Consider the following 16,307-nt stretch of genomic DNA (forward strand, 5'->3'; position numbering starts at 1 on the left):
CGATGCTCGGTGCTGACGGCCTGACGGACACGTCCCTGACCGAAGCCCCCGCCGGATGCGGGCCAATCCTGCCGCCGGCCGGCCGGATCCAGCGCCCTCTGCGTCAGCAGGTCTTCGAGCATGTCCGCGCCCAGGGTCGTGCCGCCCGGGCCGACATCGCCCGCGCGCTCTGCATCTCGGCCGGTTCGGTGACGGCCCTGACAGCCGATCTGATCGCAATGGGCCTGCTGCGCGAGGTGGAGGGAGCGCCCCTCGAAGGGCGCGAGGCCGGGCGCGGGCGCCCCCCTGTCGCGCTCGAGATCGTCCCGGATGGGCGTCATGTCATCGGAATCAAGCTGTCGGACGAAAGGCAGTCTGCGGTCCTTGCGGATTTCGGGGGCCGCAGACTGGCCGATGCCGTGCTTCCTGCCCCGGCCCGGCGCAAGGCCCTGACCGAGGCTCTCGACGAGGTTGAGGCCCTCGTGTCCCGTTTGCGCGAACAGGCGCCGGGGCGGCGGGTCGATGCCGTGGGAATCGGCTTGTCGGGCCTGGTGGACCATCGGACGGGTCGGGTCGCCTGGTCTCCCCTGCTCGAGGGCGAGGACATCGCCTTCAAGCAGGCCGCCGAGGAGCGCCTCGGCCTGCCGGTTCATGTGGACAATGACGCCAATGTGCTCACTCTGGCCGAACTGTGGTTCGGGGCGGGCCGTGCGCTGCCCGATTTCGCGGTCGTCACCATCGAGCATGGCGTGGGCATGGGCCTCGTGCTGGACGGACGGCTGTTCCGGGGCTCGCGCGGGATGGGGCTCGAACTGGGGCATATCAAGGTCCAGCTCGACGGGGCGCTGTGCCGCTGCGGCCAGCGCGGCTGCCTCGAGGCCTATCTGGCGGACTATGCGCTCGCGCGCGAGGCGGCGACCGCCCTCGACCGCGATCCCCGGGCTCCGCAATCGCCCCAGGCCATGCTCGAGACGCTGTTCCGCGAAGCCAAGGCCGGCCATCACGCCGCCCGCACCATCTTTGCCCGCGCAGGCCGCTATCTGGCCGTCGGACTGGCCAATGTGGTCCAGCTCTTCGATCCGGACCTGATCATCCTGTCAGGCGAGCGGATGCGCTATGACTTCCTCTATGCCGACGAAGTTCTGGCCGAGATGCAGGATCTCACCCTGACCAAGGGCCGCCCCCCCGCACGGGTGGAGATCCACGCCTGGGGCGATCTGGTCTGGGCGCAGGGGGCCGTGGCCCTGGCGCTGGGCATGCTGACCGATGAAGTTCTGGGCAGCGGGAGCTGAGCGTCTGGCTCCTCTCCCGCCTGCGGTCCCTTTGCCATTGTTCGCGGCCGTCCGGGACCTATGATCCCGGATCATGCAGGTCTGTTTCGACGAGATGAGGGGCTGGGTGTCCCCTGCCGCAAGGGGGACGGACGGCAATGTCCCGTCCGACACCGGGGCGCAGGGGCTCCGCCCGCCCTATGAGGCGCTGGAACGCTGGCTGCGGGAGGAAAGCCCTGCCCGCCTGCGCCGCAAGCAGCAGGAGGCCGAGGCCATCTTCCGCCTCACCGGGATCACATTCAATGTCTACGGCCGGGCCGAGGCCGAGGAACGGCTGATCCCCTTCGACATCATTCCCCGCATCCTGTCCGCCTCTGAATGGTCGCGTCTCGCCCGGGGGATCGAACAGCGGGTGCGCGCCCTCAATGGCCTTCCTGCACGACATCTATCACCGGCAGGAGATCGTCCGCGCCGGCCGCCTGCCGGCCGAGATGGTGGCCCGCAACGATGCCTTCGAGCCGCGCATGATCGGCATGGAGCCCCCCGGCGGCGTCTATACTCATGTCGTCGGCATCGACCTCGTGCGCACGGGCGAGGACGAATTCCACGTCCTCGAGGACAATGTCCGCACCCCCTCGGGCGTGAGCTACATGCTCGAGAACCGCGAAACCATGCTCCAGATGTTTCCGGAACTGTTCACGCAGAACCGGGTGAAGCCGGTTTCGCATTACCCTCAGGCGTTGCGCCGCTCGCTCGCCGCCTGCGCGCCGAAGGGGACGGCGGGCGAGCCGGTCGTCGCCGTCCTCACGCCCGGCCTCTACAACTCGGCCTATTACGAACACAGCTTCCTGGCCGACAAGATGGGGGTGGAACTGGTCGAGGGCGACGATCTGCGCGTGGTGGATGGCCGCCTCGCGATGCGCACGACCGAAGGCTACAAGTCCATCGACGTGCTCTATCGCCGGGTGGACGATGCCTTTCTCGATCCCCTGACCTTCAATCCCGAAAGCCGTCTGGGCGTGCCGGGGCTGTTCGATGTCTATCGTGCCGGGCGGGTGACGCTGGCCAATGCGCCGGGAACCGGGATCGCCGATGACAAGGCCATCTATTCCTACATGCCGGAGATCGTGCGCTTCTACACGGGAGAGGCGCCGCTGCTACGGAACGTGCCCACCTGGCGCTGCTCGAATCCGCAGGAACTGTCCCATGTCCTGGCGCATCTCGATGAACTGGTGGTCAAGGAGGTTCATGGTTCGGGCGGTTACGGGATGCTGATCGGCCCGGCGGCCTCGCGTGCGGAGCTCGCGGCCTTCCGCGCCAAGCTGATGGCCAATCCGGGCAACTACATCGCCCAGCCCACGCTGGCGCTCTCGACGGTGCCGGTGCTGACGCGGGCCGGGCTGGCGCCGCGCCATGTGGATTTGCGGCCCTATGTCCTCGTCTCGCCCGAAGGGGTGACGATCACGCCCGGCGGGCTGACCCGTGTCGCGCTCAAGGCCGGCAGCCTTGTGGTCAACTCCTCGCAGGGCGGGGGAACGAAGGACACCTGGGTGCTGGAGGACTGATGCTCGGAAAGACCGCGGGCGGCCTCTACTGGATGTTCCGCTATCTCGAACGCAGCGAGAGCACGGCACGCCTGGTGGCAGCCGGCCAGCGCATCGCGCTGACCCGCAGCCAGCCGGACGAGGAATGGGCTTCGGTGCTCGACACCACGGCCACATGGGAGGCCTATGTTGCGCGGCACGGGACGGTGCGACGCGACACGGCGATCCGTTGGATGCTCTGCGATCGCGAAAATCCCTCCTCGATCCTGTCCTGCATCGAAGCCGCGCGCGCCAATGCGCGGATGGTCCGCACCGCGCTCACGCGGGAGGTCTGGGAAAGCGTCAACGAGACCTGGATGGTCCTGCGCGATGCCCTGGGCGAACGTCTGGGCGAGCGCGACCTGCCCGCCGCAACCGCCCTGGTCCTGCAGAGGGCCCATCAGGTCCGCGGGGCCTTTGCCGGCACGATGCTGCGCAACGACATCTTCAACTTTGCCCGTCTGGGGACCTTTGCCGAACGGGCCGACAACACCGCCCGCCTGCTCGATGTGAAATATTACGTCCTGCTGCCCTCGGCGCAGGCGGTCGGGACGACCATCGACAACGTGCAGTGGGAATCGATCCTGCGCTCGGTCTCCGCCGAGGGCGCCTATCGAATGACCTACGGACAGGAGGTGCGCCCCCGCCACATCGCACAGTTCCTGATCCTTGATCCGCGGATGCCCCGCAGTCTGGCCTTTGCCGTGGGCAAGCTTGTGGACAATTACGGCTATCTGGCTCGCACCTATGGCCATCGCATGCCCTCGCACGAGATGACGGATGCCCTGCGCGCCACCTATCTCGACCGGTCGATCGACACGATCCTGGCCGATGGCCTGCACGAATATCTTCAGGATTTCCTGCGCGATCTGGCCGCCATCGGCACGCAGACCGAACAGGATTACCGCTTCTATGCCTGAGACCGGGGCCCCATGACCGAAATCCGCCGCCTGAGCGTGCGCCACATCACGACCTATGCCTATGACGCGCCCCAGTCCTGGGGCCTGCTGCGGTTGCGCCTGACGCCCCGCTCGCACCGCTTCCAGCGCGTCCTGTCATGGTCGGTCACGCTCGAGGGGGCCCGGCGCGAACTGGGCTATGAGGATCACCATCGCAATCTCGTGGATCTCGCGAGCCTCGAGCCCGGCGCCTCCACTGTCATCATCCGCTGCGAGGGCGAAGTGGAAGTGACGGACAACGCGGGCGTTCTCGGGTCGCAGGGCGGCTTTGCGCCGCTCTGGCTCTTCCTGCGCGAGACGCCCCGAACCCGGCCCGGCCCGGCCTGCTCTGCGCTTGTCAGCCGCGTGATGGCCGCGGAATCCGAAACGCTGAACCGCCTTCATGCCCTGACCCGCGCGCTGGCCGAGGGGATCGTCTTCGCACCGGGCGCCACCGATGTCGCCTCCACGGGAGAGGAGGCGCTCGCTCATGGACGCGGCGTCTGTCAGGATCATGCCCACGCCTTCCTGGCCTGCGCCCGCGCCATGGGCGTGCCGGCGCGCTATGTCTCGGGTTACCTGCTGATGGACCGGATCGAGCAGGAGGCCTCCCATGCCTGGGCCGAGGCCTGGATCGAAGGGCTGGGCTGGGTCGGCTTCGACCCCGCCAACTGCATCTGCCCGGATCATCGCTACATCCGTCTGGCGACGGGGCTCGACTATGGCGAGGCCTCTCCGGTATCAGGCTCGCGTCGCGGGACGGGGGACGAGAGCCTCTCGGTCCATGTCGAGGTGGCGGCGCAGTAGTCCGCACCGCAAGACATCAGGGGGGAAGACACCCATGACCTATTGCGTCGGCCTGAAGATGGAGCGCGGCCTCGTCTTCATGTCCGACACCCGCACCAATGCGGGCATGGACAACATCTCGACCTTCCGGAAGATGTTCACCTGGTGCGATGAGGGCGAGACCTATGTCACCCTCATGACCGCCGGCAATCTCGCCACGACGCAGGCAGTCGTCTCCCTTCTCGACGAGCGCAGCAAGGCCCCGTCCGAGCGCCATCCGGCCATCCTCCAGATGCCGTCGATGTTCCAGATCGCCCGATATGTCGGCGCCACCCTGCGCGAGGTGATCGCCCAGAGCAGCACCACAGGCGAGCGTGCCGAAAGCTATTTCAACGCCACACTGATCGTCGGCGGCCAGGTGAAGGGAAGCGAGCCGCGTCTGTTCCTCATCTATCCCGAGGGCAACTTCATCGAGGCCGGTGATGATACGCCCTTCCTCCAGATCGGCGAATTCAAGTACGGCCGCCCCATTCTCGTGCGGGCCTTCGACCCGGCGATGTCCTTCGAGGCCGCGGTGAAGCTCCTGCTGGTCAGCTTCGATTCCACGATCAAGGCCAATCTGTCGGTCGGCCTTCCGCTCGATCTCCAGATCTACGAGAGGGACAGCCTCCGGCGCGGCATCCAGCGGCGCATCAAGGCCGAGGATTCCTATTTCCGCACCATCAGCAGCGGCTGGGGCGAGGCACTCAAGCAGGCTTTCGACAGCCTGCCCGACCTGACCCTGTAAGAGGCTCCCGATGACCCAGCGCGTCTATGCGATCCCGGATATTCACGGCCATCTGGATGCCCTTGCCGGCGCGCATGCCCTGATCGCCGCCGACATCGCCCGCAGCGGCGAGCCCGCCCCCGTCGTCCATCTGGGAGACTATGTGGACCGCGGCCCCGAAAGCGCCGAAGTCATCGAATATCTGCGCGCGGGCCCGACAACGGGCGGCCCCTGGATCACCTTGCGCGGCAATCACGACTACCTGTTCCGCCTGTTCCTGGCCGCCGAGCCCGATCTGACCCCGAGCGAATGGCTCCGCGATGAACGTTTCGGGCCGCTGCCACACTGCAAAGCTATGGCGTGGACGCCGCGCCGGACCGCTCCGTGGCAGATCTGCGGGCAGAGGCGCTGGCCCGCGTGCCGCCTGCCCATCTGGCCTTTCTCGACAGCCTGCCCTGCCTGTGGAGGACGGAGACAGCCGCCTTCGTCCATGCCGGGATCCGTCCCGGATTGCCGCTGATTGCGCAGGACCCGCAGGACCTCATGTGGATCCGGCGAGGCTTTCTCGAGGATCCGCGTGATCATGGCGTCCTGGTGGTGCATGGCCATACGGCGCTTCCCGCGCCCTGCCATCACGGCAATCGTGTCAATCTCGATGGCGGCGCGGGCTATGGCCGTCCCCTCGTCGCAGCCGTCATCGAAGGGCGAGAGGTCTGGCTTCTGACCGAGGAGGGGCGCGAGCCCCTGCAACCTCCGTCATGATTCTCGCCGCTCCGTGACGCTCTTGACCGCACGGCCTCAACCCTTCCTTAACCTTTTCATGCCATGATGGGATCATGGAGACGAATCGGCCGCTCTCCGGCTGCCGTCACCTGCCTGTCAATCCGCATCGGCATCCGAGGAAGGGGAAGCGATGGAACAATGCTGGCGCTGGTTCGGTCCTGCGGACCCTGTGCCCCTGGCGCATGTGCGGCAGGCGGGGGCATCGGGTGTGGTCACCGCCCTGCATGAGCATTACCGGGGCGAGGTCTGGCCGGATGAGGCCATTGCCGCCCGCAAGGCAGAGGTGGAGGGGGCCGCCTGCGCTGGTCGGTGGTCGAATCGATTCCGGTTCCGAATGCCATCAAGCTTGGTGGACAACCCGCCCGCGATGCGACCGCCGCCTGGATCGAGACGATGCGCCGCCTGGCGCGTCACGGATTGCGGGTCATCTGCTACAATTTCATGCCCGTCGTGGACTGGACACGCACCACCTCTCGCCATCCCATGCCTTCGGGCGGGCTGGCCATGCGTTTCGACTGGACGGATTTCGCCGCCTACGACCTCTTCATCCTCCGCCGCGAGGGGGCCGAGGCCGATCATCCCCCCGCCCGCATCGCTGCCGCCGAGGCGCGGATGCGCGACCTCACGCCCGAGGCCGCGCAGGATCTCGAACGCTGCATCATCGCCGGCCTGCCGGGCGCCGAGGCTTCGCATGATCGCGAAGGGATCCGCCGGCTGATCGCCGCCTATCGTGATCGCTCGCCGGATGACATGCGCGCCGCGCTGCGCCACTTTCATGAGGCGGTGGTGCCCGTCGCGCGCGAACTGGGGGTGCGGCTCTGCATCCATCCCGACGATCCCCCCTTCTCCGTGTTCGGCCTGCCCCGCATCGTCTCCACGGCCGATGATCTGCGCGCCATCTTCGAGGCCGTGCCCGAACGGGAAAACGGCCTGACCTTCTGCGCAGGCTCGCTGGGCGCGCGCGAGGACAACGATCTTCCCGCGATCCTGTCGGAGCATGCCGACCGCATCCATTTCGTGCATCTGCGCAATGTCAGCACCGATCCGGACGGTTCCTTCACCGAGGATGATCACCTGACCGGGAATGCCGACATGGTCCGCCTCATTGCGCTCCTGCTGGAGGAGGAGGCGCGCCGCCGTGACGCGGGCCGGACGGATGCAGACATCCCCTTCCGCCCCGATCACGGCCATCTGCTGCTGGACGATCAGGCAAAGGAGACGCTTCCCGGCTATTCCGCCATCGGCCGTCTCAAGGGTCTGGCCGAACTGCGCGGCATCCTGACAACCCTGTCGCATCCCGAACTGGGGAGGCTCGCATGACCCGTTTCCAAGGCCGCATCGCGCTGGTGACGGGATCTTCCGGCATGGGGTTGGCGACTGCCCTGCGTCTCGCCCGCGAAGGCGCGCGTGTCCATTGCTGCGGCATCGACGAGGACATGAACACCCGCGCAAGGCAGGCGGCTGCAGGCCTGCCCGTCACGGTCTCGCGTCTTGATCTGACCGATGATGATGCCGTGCGCCGCTGGGTGGAGGAGGCCGCGCAGGAGGGTCTCGACATCCTCGTGAATGCGGCCGGGGTACAGACCTATGGCGATCTCGGCACGACGACACCCCAGGACTGGGATCGCTGCCTTGCCGTCAATCTCCGCGCCCTCTATCTCACGAGCCATCTGGCATGGCCATATCTGAAGGCACGCGGTCGCGGCTGCATCGTCCATGTCACTTCGGTGCAGGGTTTTGCCAATCAGCGCAATGTCCTGGCCTATGCCACCGCCAAGGGGGCGGTTCATGCGATGACACGGGCCATGGCGGTGGATTGCGCACCCCACGGGGTGCGGGTGCTGTCCGTCAGCCCCGGTTCGATCCGCACGCCGCTGCTGGAATGGGGTGCGGCACAGATCGCGGGGCCGGATGGCCGGGCCGAGGATGTGATCGCCGAATGGGGTCGCACCCATCCGGTCGGTCGCGTGGGCGAGGCCGAGGAGGTTGCCGCCCTCATCGCCTTTGCCTGCTCGGACGAGGCGGGTTTCATCACCGGGGTGGACCTGCGCATCGATGGCGGTCTGACAGCCCGCCTTGCGGTGTGACCTTGCGGTGTGACGAGGTCCGCTCCGTTCCGGCGGCATCCTGGCGGGCCCGCCTCAACTCCTGCTTCGCAAGAGGCATCCCGCGGCGGCCTGCCCCGGTCAGCGACCTTTCAGCCGGGACAACCAGCCCCTGCGGGCCTCGCGTCCCTCGATCGCCGCCGCGAAGCGCTCGACGAAGCCATGGGCCACCCGTCGGGCCACCGACTCGACCACAAGGCGCGGGAAGGTGGCAAGCAGACCTTCGGTCTGCGCCTCGAGATCCCAGCCGAGCCGGGTTCCCTCCCTCTCGCCCTCTTTCTCGGGCATCAGGACGATCCGGGCCGTGCCTCGGGCCGCGCCGAAACGGCCGGCCTCGCCCGAGGCGTGCAGTCGAACCCCTTCGCCGGGGCGGATATCGCTGAGGTCGATCCGGCCGGTCATGCTGACCTCCACGCCGGCCACGCTCCGCTCCGCGACGATATCATAACCGCTTGCCGGATTGCCGCTCATGCTCCGGCAGCCGGGGATCAGGGGGGCGAGCAGCCCGGGGTCGATCAGGGCCTCCCAGACCCTCTGGGGCGGCGCGGCGATGAACTGCTCTCCGGTCAGATGCATGGCTTGTCCTCCGTCGGGCAGGCTAGGGCCTGCGCCGCGCCTCCGCTAGGGGGACACTGCACCGCGTGTCCAGGGGCGATCCCCAGAAGCCTCACGAGCGCCGATGATGCGCAGTCCGCCTTCGTCCTCCGGCCAGACCGCTGCCGCGCCGATCCGCTGCAGCCGGCGTCCGTCCAGCACGTCGCAGGGCCTTGGCCCCGCCTCTGCCACATCCGTGATGAGCAGGATCGCCCCGTCGCAACCTTGGATCCCGGCAAGGGCCCGCTCGCCCCGGACCAGCAGGACCGTGCCGGAGCCGATCAGGGCACGGCTCACCCGTCCTTCCGTGACGATGCCGGGGCGCTCTGCCGCTTCGGCCTGTGTGGCCCCGTCGCCGTCATTCTCGAGCCATGCGGAAACCGCGTAGCCGTCGCCCGTGGCGCGCGACAGGGCTCTTCCCTCCGGGCCGAGCACGCCCATGACCCCGCCGGTTTCCGTCACAAGGAGGGGCGGACGCTCTGCCGTGGTCCAGAGCCAGACGGCCATGGCGATGACAGGCAGGCCGGCCAGGCGGCCCCGCCCCTGCCACAGAAGAAGCAAACATCCCCCGAAGGTCAGCAGGGGCAGCACAAGCGGCGGCGGCGACGGAACAACCCCCGTCGCCCCGTCAATCCCTGCAACCTGTTCTGCCACGAGGATCACCCAGCGGCAGCCCAGATCCATCATCAGAAGCCCCGGCTGCACCAGTCCCAGCGGCGCCCCGGCCGCAAGCAGGACCGCCCCCGGCATCACCAGGAGGCCCAGCGCCGGAGAGGCCAGCAGATTGGCCAGCAGCCCGTAGACTGCATAGCGGTTGAAATGGGCCGCCGCATAGGCGGCGGTCGCCCCCCCGCCACGAGCGACGAGAGCATCAGCACCGCCACCGGTGCTCCCCATCCCAGATGCCGCGGCAGGCGTGTCGCCCAGCCCTGACCGAAGACCCAGGCCAGAGCCGCGACCGCGGCGAAGGACATCTGGAATCCCGGGTTCAGGAGCGTTTCGGGCCGCAGCGTCAGCACGACCAGTGCCGCGATGGCCACGGATCGGAGCGTGACGGCCTGCCGGTCGCAGAGCACCGCGCCCAGCATGACCGCCACCATGACAAAGGCCCGTTCGGTGGCCACATCCCTCCCGGCCAGGAGCAGGTAGAAGGCGGCGACCGGCAGGGCTGCCAGCGCCGCAACCTTCTTGCCGTTCACGCGCAGCGCCAGCGGCGGAACCAGCGCGATCGCTGTCCGGATCAGCCCGAACACGAAGCCGACGAGCAATCCCATGTGCATGCCGGAGATCGACACGACATGATAGAGACCCGAATCGCGCATGGCCTCGTTCGTCCGGTTTCCGAGGCCCGATCGGTCGCCCGTGGTCACGGCGGCGGCGAGGGCACCCGCATCCCCGGAAATGCGCGCGCGGATCCAGCCGGACAGATGGCTTCGCAGCCGATGGAGCCAGAGGCCCCCTTCCGGCGGGGCCCGGGTCAGGACGGGATCGCGGGTATAGCCGACCGCCCCGAGCCCCTCGAACCATGCCGTCCGGCGAAAGTCGAAGTCGCCGGGTTCCGCAGGGGCGCCGGGCGGAGAGAGATGCCCGGTCAGCATGATGATACGACCCGGTTCGATCGGCAACCAGGGCTGCGGGGCGTGCAGCGCAACGCGGATGCGCGCCGGCGTTTCCTCCGGTGGGAAGGATTCCAACCTCACCCGATCGAGCGTGAGGCGCAGGGCATCGCTCTGGGATCGGTCGATGCCAATGATCCTCCCCTCGATGGGGCCGTAATAGCGATGCGTCAGGACCGGGGCGGCGACGGCCCAGCTCCGCAGCGCGGCCATGCCCGCGCCACCGATGGCGATGGCCAGCGCGAGGAGGACGGGGCCCCAGGCCGGTCCGGCACGAGGTGCCAGGAGGACAGCCCCCGTTCCCACGGCCGCGGCCAGGATCCAATGGCCGGTCTGCGGCTCTGCCGGCAGGAAGAGATAGAGGGCGATTCCGCTGCCGAAGGCGACCGCCGCCCAAGGCAGGAGCGCGCCCCGCTGGGCCAGAAGTCCCTCCGAAAGGCTGGCCACAAGCCGTTGTGGCCAGGCGATACCTCCCGCCCCGCATCGGACGTCGCGTCCACTTGCCCCCCCTTCTCCCCGGTTCTATGGCCAATCCGGAATCGGCAACGGTTCTCTCGGGCCGAGCCTGCCTCAAGATTGGTTAAGATGAGGTTAACTCCATGAACGAAGCCGCCCCGTCCGTGCCGGTGGTCACACGCTTCGCGCCCTCGCCGACCGGGGCGTTGCACATCGGCGGGGCACGAACCGCGCTGTTCAACTGGCTCTTTGCCAGGGGCCGGGGCGGGCGCTTCCTGCTGCGGATCGAGGATACCGACCGCGCCCGTTCGACAGCCGAGAACACGCAGAAGATCCTGGATGGCCTGCGCTGGCTCGGCATCGACTGGGATGGCGAGCCGATCAGCCAGTTCGCTCGCCGCGACCGCCATGCCGCCATCGCGCGCGAGATGCTGGCCCGCGGCGCGGCCTACAAGTGCTTTGCCACCCCCGAGGAGATCGAGGCCTATCGCGAAGCAGCGCGGGCCGAGGGACGCTCCACCCTTTTTCGCTCTCCCTGGCGCGATGTCCCGGAATCCGAGCATCCCGATGCGCCCTATGTGATCCGCATCAAGGCTCCGCGCGAAGGACAGACGACGATCCACGATGCCGTGCAGGGCGAGGTGACGATTGCCAATGATCAGCTCGACGACATGGTGATGCTGCGGGCGGATGGCACGCCGCTCTACATGCTGGCGGTGGTCGTGGACGATCACGACATGGGTGTGACCCATGTCATCCGCGGCGACGATCATCTGACCAACGCCTTCCGGCAGAAGCTGATCTATGATGCGATGGGCTGGCAGGTTCCCGTGATGGCCCATGTCCCGCTGATCTTCGGCCCGGACGGCAAGAAGCTGTCCAAGCGCCATGGCGCAACCGCCACGGCAGACTATCAGGCCATGGGCTTTCTGGCCGCGGGGATGCGCAACTACCTGCTCCGCCTCGGCTGGAGCCATGGCGACGCCGAATTCCTGACCGATGCGGAGGCGATGGCGCTGTTCGACCTGACGGGCATCGGCCGCTCTCCTGCCCGCTTCGACTTCAAGAAGCTCGAAAACCTCTCCGGTCAGCACATGGCCCAGACCGATGACGATGCGCTTCTGGCCGAAGTCGAGGCCTTTCTCGAGGCTACGGGTCAGCCCCCCTTCTCGGGGCCGGTCCGTCAGCGCCTGCGTGCCGCGCTGCCCTTTTGCAAGGTCCGGGCAAAGACGATTCCCCAGCTTCTCGAACAGGCCCGCTTTGCCCTGATCGACAGACCTGTCGAGGCCGATGCGGCGGCTGCAAAGGCGCTTGATCCTGTATCCCGTGGTATACTGAGCGAATTGACGCCGCAGTTGCAAAATGCTAGCTGGGAGCGGGGCTCACTCGAAGCAGCGGTGGCCGCCACGGCCGAGGCACACGGGACGACGCTGGGCAAGCTCGCCGCGCCACTCCGGGCTGCGCTTGCCGGGAGGACCGTGACGCCCAGCGTCTTCGACATGATGCTCGTCCTGGGGCGAGAGGAGACGCTCGCGCGCCTCGGGGACAGGCTCGAGCGGCAGGAATAGGAAGCATGGGACAGCAAGGGGAGGCCTTCATGGCCGAGACCAGGACCGCGACGCTCACCATCGATGGCAAGGACTACCACCTTCCGATCCTGACGCCGACCGCCGGACCGGAATGTCTGGACATCCGCAAGCTCTACACGGATGCGGGTGTCTTCACCTACGACCCCGGCTACACCTCCACCGCGGCCTGCGATTCCACCATCACCTATATCGACGGGGATGCGGGCATCCTTCTGCATCGCGGCTATCCCATCGAGCAACTGGCCGCCAAATCCCACTTCCTCGAGGTCTGCTATCTCCTCCTCTATGGTGATCTGCCCAAGGCCGCCGAACTGGAGAAGTTCGAGAACACGGTGACGCGGCACACCATGATCCACGAACAGATCCACAACTTCTTCCGTGGATTCCGCCGTGACGCGCACCCGATGGCGACGATGGTGGGCGTTGTCGGGGCGATGTCGGCCTTCTATCACGACAGCCTTGACATCAACGACCCCCGCCATCGCGAGATCGCGGCCTTCCGCCTCATCGCCAAGATGCCGACGATCGCGGCAATGGCCTACAAATATTCAATCGGCCAGCCCTTCGTCTATCCGCGGAACGACCTCGACTATGCGTCGAATTTCCTGCACATGTGCTTCGCGGTTCCGGCCGAACCCTATGAGGTCAACCCGACGCTCGCCCGGGCGCTGGACCGCATCTTCATGCTGCATGCGGATCACGAGCAGAACGCCTCCACCTCCACCGTCCGTCTGGCGTCGTCCTCGGGGGCCAATCCCTTTGCCTGCATCGCGGCGGGTATCGCCTGTCTGTGGGGCCCTGCCCATGGCGGCGCGAACCAGGCCGCCCTCGAGATGCTGCGCGAGATCGGCACCCCGGACCGCATCCCCGAGTTCATCGCCAAGGTGAAGGACAAGTCCTCCAATGTGCGGCTCATGGGCTTCGGGCACCGGGTCTACAAGAACTACGACCCCCGTGCGAAGGTCATGAAACAGTCGGCTGACGAGGTGCTCGACCTGCTGGGCATCCACGACAACCCGACCCTCCAGGTCGCCAAGGAGCTGGAGCGCATCGCCCTCGAGGACGAGTATTTCATCAGCCGCAAGCTCTATCCGAATGTGGATTTCTACTCGGGCATCATCCTCGAGGCGATGGGCTTTCCCACATCCATGTTCACCCCGATCTTCGCGGTCGCCCGGACCGTGGGCTGGATCAGCCAGTGGAAGGAACAGCTCGCCGATCCCCAGCACAAGATCGGGCGCCCCCGTCAGCTCTATCTCGGGCCGACGCAGCGCGACTATGTCGAGGTCGAGGACCGCTGAAGCGCCGGACCGGGGGCGGGGCTCAGCGGTCCCCGCCTCTCTCTCCCCCGGGCCTCTGCCCCGTTCCATCGCGCGGCCATCAGCCGCCCAGCAGATCCTTCAGACGGGCCTTCTCGGCCTCGGTCAGCGGTTCGGCCTCGCCTGCCCTGCTGCGTGCGCGGATCACCGACCAGCCGAGGCCCAGTCCGGCCAGCAGGAACAGAGGGCCGGCGAGCCAGAGGATCAGATTCGCCCCCTCGGCCGTCGGGCGCAGAAGCACATACTCGCCATAACGGGCGACGACGGCTTCGGTCACCTCGCGGTCGCTGTCCCCGGCCAGAAGCCTCTCGCGCACCAGAAGACGGATGTCCCGGGCCACCGGAGCATGGCTTTCGTCGATCGATTCGTTCCGACAGACCGGACAGCGCAGCCCTTCGGAAATGGCGCGGGCCCGGGCCTCGAGTGCAGGATCGGGCAAGATCTCGTCCGGCTCGACGGCCCCTGCCCCGGCCGGAAGCGTCAGGATGAGGGCGAGCAGAAGGGCACGCAGCATCGGCCTTACTCCGCAGGAAGGGCACGGCCCTGTGCCATCCTTGCGGCCCCGGCGGCGACGCGGTGGCGTCGGTCGCTGAGCGACAGCAGACCGCCCAGCGCCATCAGGATCGCCCCGCCCCAGATCCAGTTGGCAAAGGGCTTGACATAGGTGCGCACGGCATAGCCGCCGCCTTGCTGCGGGTCGCCCAGGACGACATAGACATCGCGCAGGATCCCGTTGTCGATCGCGGCCTCGGTTGTGGGCATGCCAGCAACGGGGTAGAAGCGTTTCTCCGGGTGAAGGCGGGCCACGGGGCGGCCGTCCCGTTCCACCGTGACATCGCCCATGAGGCTGCGGTAGTTCGGTCCCTCCACCTCCTCCACGGCGTTGAGAGTGATCGTATAGGCCCCGACCGCAAAGGCTTCGCCCAGCCGCGCCGTGCGGATGTCCTCCTGCTCCCACGCCATCAGGAGAGAGATGCCAAGAATGGTGACCCCGAGGCCGGCATGCGCAACGGCCTTGCCCCAGTCGGCCCGCGGCAGATGCAAGAGGCGCGCCGCGCCCGACCGACCTGTCCGGGACCACAGGTCGAGCGCGGCCCCCGCTACGATCCAGACCCCGAGGGCGGTGCCCAGGGCCGCCAGGATCGGCCGGCCTGTTCCCACCGTCCAGACCAGCGCCGCAAGAGCGAAGGCCAGAAGGGCCGCCGGCATCAGCGTCCTCATCGCGCGGCGCAGATTGCCCCGTTTCCAGGCCAGAAGGGCTCCGATGGGCAGGACCACGGCCACGCCGACCATGAAGGGGGTGAAGGCCGCTTCGAAGAACGGCGGGCCGACGGAGAGGACTCGGCCTGTCGTCATCTCGGCGATCAGTGGCCAGAGGGTGCCGACCAGCACCACGAAGGCCGAGACCGCCAGCAGCACATTGTTCAGGACCAGGCCCGATTCACGGCTGACAAGGCCGAACACGCCCCGTGCCTCGAGCGCGGGAGCGCGCAGGGCAAAGAGGATCAGCGCCCCGCCCGTGAACAGGGCAAAGATCGCAAGGATGAACACCCCGCGCGTCGGATCGGTGGCGAAGGCATGCACCGAGGTGATGATCCCCGAACGGACGATGAAGGTGCCCAGCAGCGCAAAGGCGAAGGCCAGAATCGCGAGGAGGACTGTCCAGGTCTTCAGCGCCTCGCGCTTTTCCACGACGATGGCCGAATGAAGGAGGGCAGCGGCAATCAGCCAGGGAACGAAGCTGGCATTCTCCACCGGATCCCAGAACCAGAACCCCCCCCAGCCGAGCTCGTAATAGGCCCACCAGCTTCCCAGCGCGATGCCGATGGTCAGGAACATCCAGGCCGCCAGCGTCCAAGGCCGGACCCAGCGGCCCCAGGCGGCATCCACCCGCCCCTCGATCAGGGCGGCGACAGAGAAGGAATAGGCCATCGAGAGGCCCACATAGCCGAGATACAGGAAGGGCGGATGGAAGGCGAGACCGGGATCCTGCAGCAGCGGATTGAGATCGCGTCCGTCCAGCGGGGGAATGTCCAGGCGCAGGAAGGGGTTGGAGGTGAACAGGATGAAGGCTCCGAAGGCCGCGCCGATGGAACCCTGCACGGCCAGCACGCGCGCCCGGAGCGGCAGGGGCAGGTTCGTGCCCCACCAGGCAACCGCAGCCCCGAACAGCGCCAGGATCAGCAACCACAGGAGCATCGATCCTTCGTGATTGCCCCAGACGCCGGTCAGCTTGTAGAGCCATGGCTTGGCCGAATGGCTGTTCTGATAGACGAGCGCGACCGAGAAATCCGAGGCCAGGAAGGCCCCGGCCAACGCCGCAAAGCTGAAGGCCAGCAGGAGGAACTGGCTCAGGGCGGCAGGAATTGCCACCTCCATCCAGTTGCTCCAGCCCTTCTGTGCGCCGATCAGCGGGACGGCGGTCTGGATCAGGGCCGTGGCGAAGGCGAGAACCAGGGCAAGATGGCCGAGCTCGACGAGCATGGGTGGGCCTCCGGTTGGGCAGAACAGGTATAGGGCCG

Annotated in this window: 13 protein-coding genes and 3 pseudogenes; 11 read left to right on the forward strand and 5 right to left on the reverse strand. The window is 67.4% G+C overall.

All coding sequences use genetic code 11. The features are described 5' to 3' along the window. The first annotated feature begins 2 nt into the window (after positions 1 to 2). The 9 genes and pseudogenes from RUTHE_RS04885 to RUTHE_RS04920 all read left to right on the forward strand — a co-directional run bounded on the left by RUTHE_RS04885 (position 3) and on the right by RUTHE_RS04920 (position 8,193). Positions 3 to 1,271 (forward strand): ROK family protein, encoded by a 1,269-nt coding sequence (locus tag RUTHE_RS04885; RefSeq protein WP_021097191.1) that lies wholly within the window; start codon positions 3 to 5, stop codon positions 1,269 to 1,271. Positions 1,272 to 1,365: 94 nt separating this feature from the next. Further along, positions 1,366 to 2,815 (forward strand): annotated as a pseudogene (locus tag RUTHE_RS04890) (circularly permuted type 2 ATP-grasp protein). Continuing rightward, positions 2,815 to 3,753 (forward strand): alpha-E domain-containing protein, encoded by a 939-nt coding sequence (locus tag RUTHE_RS04895; RefSeq protein WP_021097193.1) that lies wholly within the window; start codon positions 2,815 to 2,817, stop codon positions 3,751 to 3,753. Before RUTHE_RS04890 ends, RUTHE_RS04895 begins: the two are co-directional and overlap by 1 nt. A gap of 12 nt (positions 3,754 to 3,765) precedes the next feature. Further along, positions 3,766 to 4,578 carry a transglutaminase family protein gene (locus tag RUTHE_RS04900; protein WP_021097194.1) on the forward strand — a complete coding sequence of 271 codons (813 nt, stop codon included), beginning with the start codon at positions 3,766 to 3,768 and terminating at the stop codon, positions 4,576 to 4,578. A 34-nt stretch (positions 4,579 to 4,612) separates the two neighbouring features. Beyond that, positions 4,613 to 5,344, forward strand: coding sequence for a proteasome-type protease (locus RUTHE_RS04905; RefSeq protein ID WP_021097195.1), 732 nt, complete (start codon positions 4,613 to 4,615; stop codon positions 5,342 to 5,344). 10 nt (positions 5,345 to 5,354) lie between these two features. Further along, positions 5,355 to 6,085 (forward strand): annotated as a pseudogene (locus tag RUTHE_RS04910) (metallophosphoesterase family protein). A 151-nt stretch (positions 6,086 to 6,236) separates the two neighbouring features. After that, positions 6,237 to 6,341 (forward strand): annotated as a pseudogene (locus tag RUTHE_RS18180) (mannonate dehydratase); the annotation flags it as partial. A 74-nt stretch (positions 6,342 to 6,415) separates the two neighbouring features. Beyond that, complete coding sequence (uxuA, locus tag RUTHE_RS04915; protein WP_021097197.1) at positions 6,416 to 7,426, forward strand: mannonate dehydratase; 1,011 nt, start codon at positions 6,416 to 6,418, stop codon at positions 7,424 to 7,426. After that, positions 7,423 to 8,193 carry an SDR family NAD(P)-dependent oxidoreductase gene (locus RUTHE_RS04920; RefSeq protein WP_021097198.1) on the forward strand — a complete coding sequence of 257 codons (771 nt, stop codon included), beginning with the start codon at positions 7,423 to 7,425 and terminating at the stop codon, positions 8,191 to 8,193. The genes uxuA and RUTHE_RS04920 overlap by 4 nt, the downstream gene beginning before the upstream one ends. A gap of 99 nt (positions 8,194 to 8,292) precedes the next feature. Here RUTHE_RS04920 and RUTHE_RS04925 read toward each other — a convergent pair whose 3' ends face one another. From RUTHE_RS04925 to RUTHE_RS18190, 3 genes are read right to left on the reverse strand one after another with little or no spacing between them, the layout of a single operon-like run. Further along, complete coding sequence (locus tag RUTHE_RS04925) at positions 8,293 to 8,787, reverse strand: SRPBCC family protein (RefSeq protein ID WP_021097199.1); 495 nt, start codon at positions 8,785 to 8,787, stop codon at positions 8,293 to 8,295. Positions 8,788 to 8,832: 45 nt separating this feature from the next. After that, a complete protein-coding gene (locus RUTHE_RS18185) occupies positions 8,833 to 9,600 on the reverse strand; it encodes a ComEC/Rec2 family competence protein (RefSeq protein WP_342662217.1) in 768 nt (255 codons plus the stop codon). Continuing rightward, on the reverse strand, positions 9,555 to 10,868 hold the full coding sequence (locus tag RUTHE_RS18190) for a ComEC/Rec2 family competence protein (protein ID WP_021097201.1): 1,314 nt from the start codon (positions 10,866 to 10,868) through the stop codon (positions 9,555 to 9,557). The genes RUTHE_RS18185 and RUTHE_RS18190 overlap by 46 nt, the downstream gene beginning before the upstream one ends. Before the next feature lie 152 nt (positions 10,869 to 11,020). Between RUTHE_RS18190 and gltX the strand changes: the two genes are divergently transcribed. Beyond that, positions 11,021 to 12,445, forward strand: a complete 1,425-nt coding sequence (gene gltX / locus RUTHE_RS04935) for a glutamate--tRNA ligase (RefSeq protein ID WP_021097202.1) — start codon at positions 11,021 to 11,023, stop codon at positions 12,443 to 12,445. A 29-nt stretch (positions 12,446 to 12,474) separates the two neighbouring features. Continuing rightward, positions 12,475 to 13,767 carry a citrate synthase gene (locus RUTHE_RS04940; RefSeq protein ID WP_040645308.1) on the forward strand — a complete coding sequence of 431 codons (1,293 nt, stop codon included), beginning with the start codon at positions 12,475 to 12,477 and terminating at the stop codon, positions 13,765 to 13,767. Positions 13,768 to 13,846: 79 nt separating this feature from the next. Here RUTHE_RS04940 and RUTHE_RS04945 read toward each other — a convergent pair whose 3' ends face one another. Together RUTHE_RS04945 and RUTHE_RS04950 are read right to left on the reverse strand one after the other, a co-directional pair. Beyond that, positions 13,847 to 14,299 (reverse strand): cytochrome c-type biogenesis protein, encoded by a 453-nt coding sequence (locus tag RUTHE_RS04945; protein WP_021097204.1) that lies wholly within the window; start codon positions 14,297 to 14,299, stop codon positions 13,847 to 13,849. Between the two features lie 5 nt (positions 14,300 to 14,304). Continuing rightward, a complete protein-coding gene (locus RUTHE_RS04950) occupies positions 14,305 to 16,269 on the reverse strand; it encodes a heme lyase CcmF/NrfE family subunit (RefSeq protein ID WP_021097205.1) in 1,965 nt (654 codons plus the stop codon). Between the last annotated feature and the right edge of the window lie 38 nt (positions 16,270 to 16,307).

It is taken from the genome of Rubellimicrobium thermophilum DSM 16684 (assembly GCF_000442315.1).
Taxonomy (GTDB): Bacteria; Pseudomonadota; Alphaproteobacteria; order Rhodobacterales; family Rhodobacteraceae; genus Rubellimicrobium; species Rubellimicrobium thermophilum.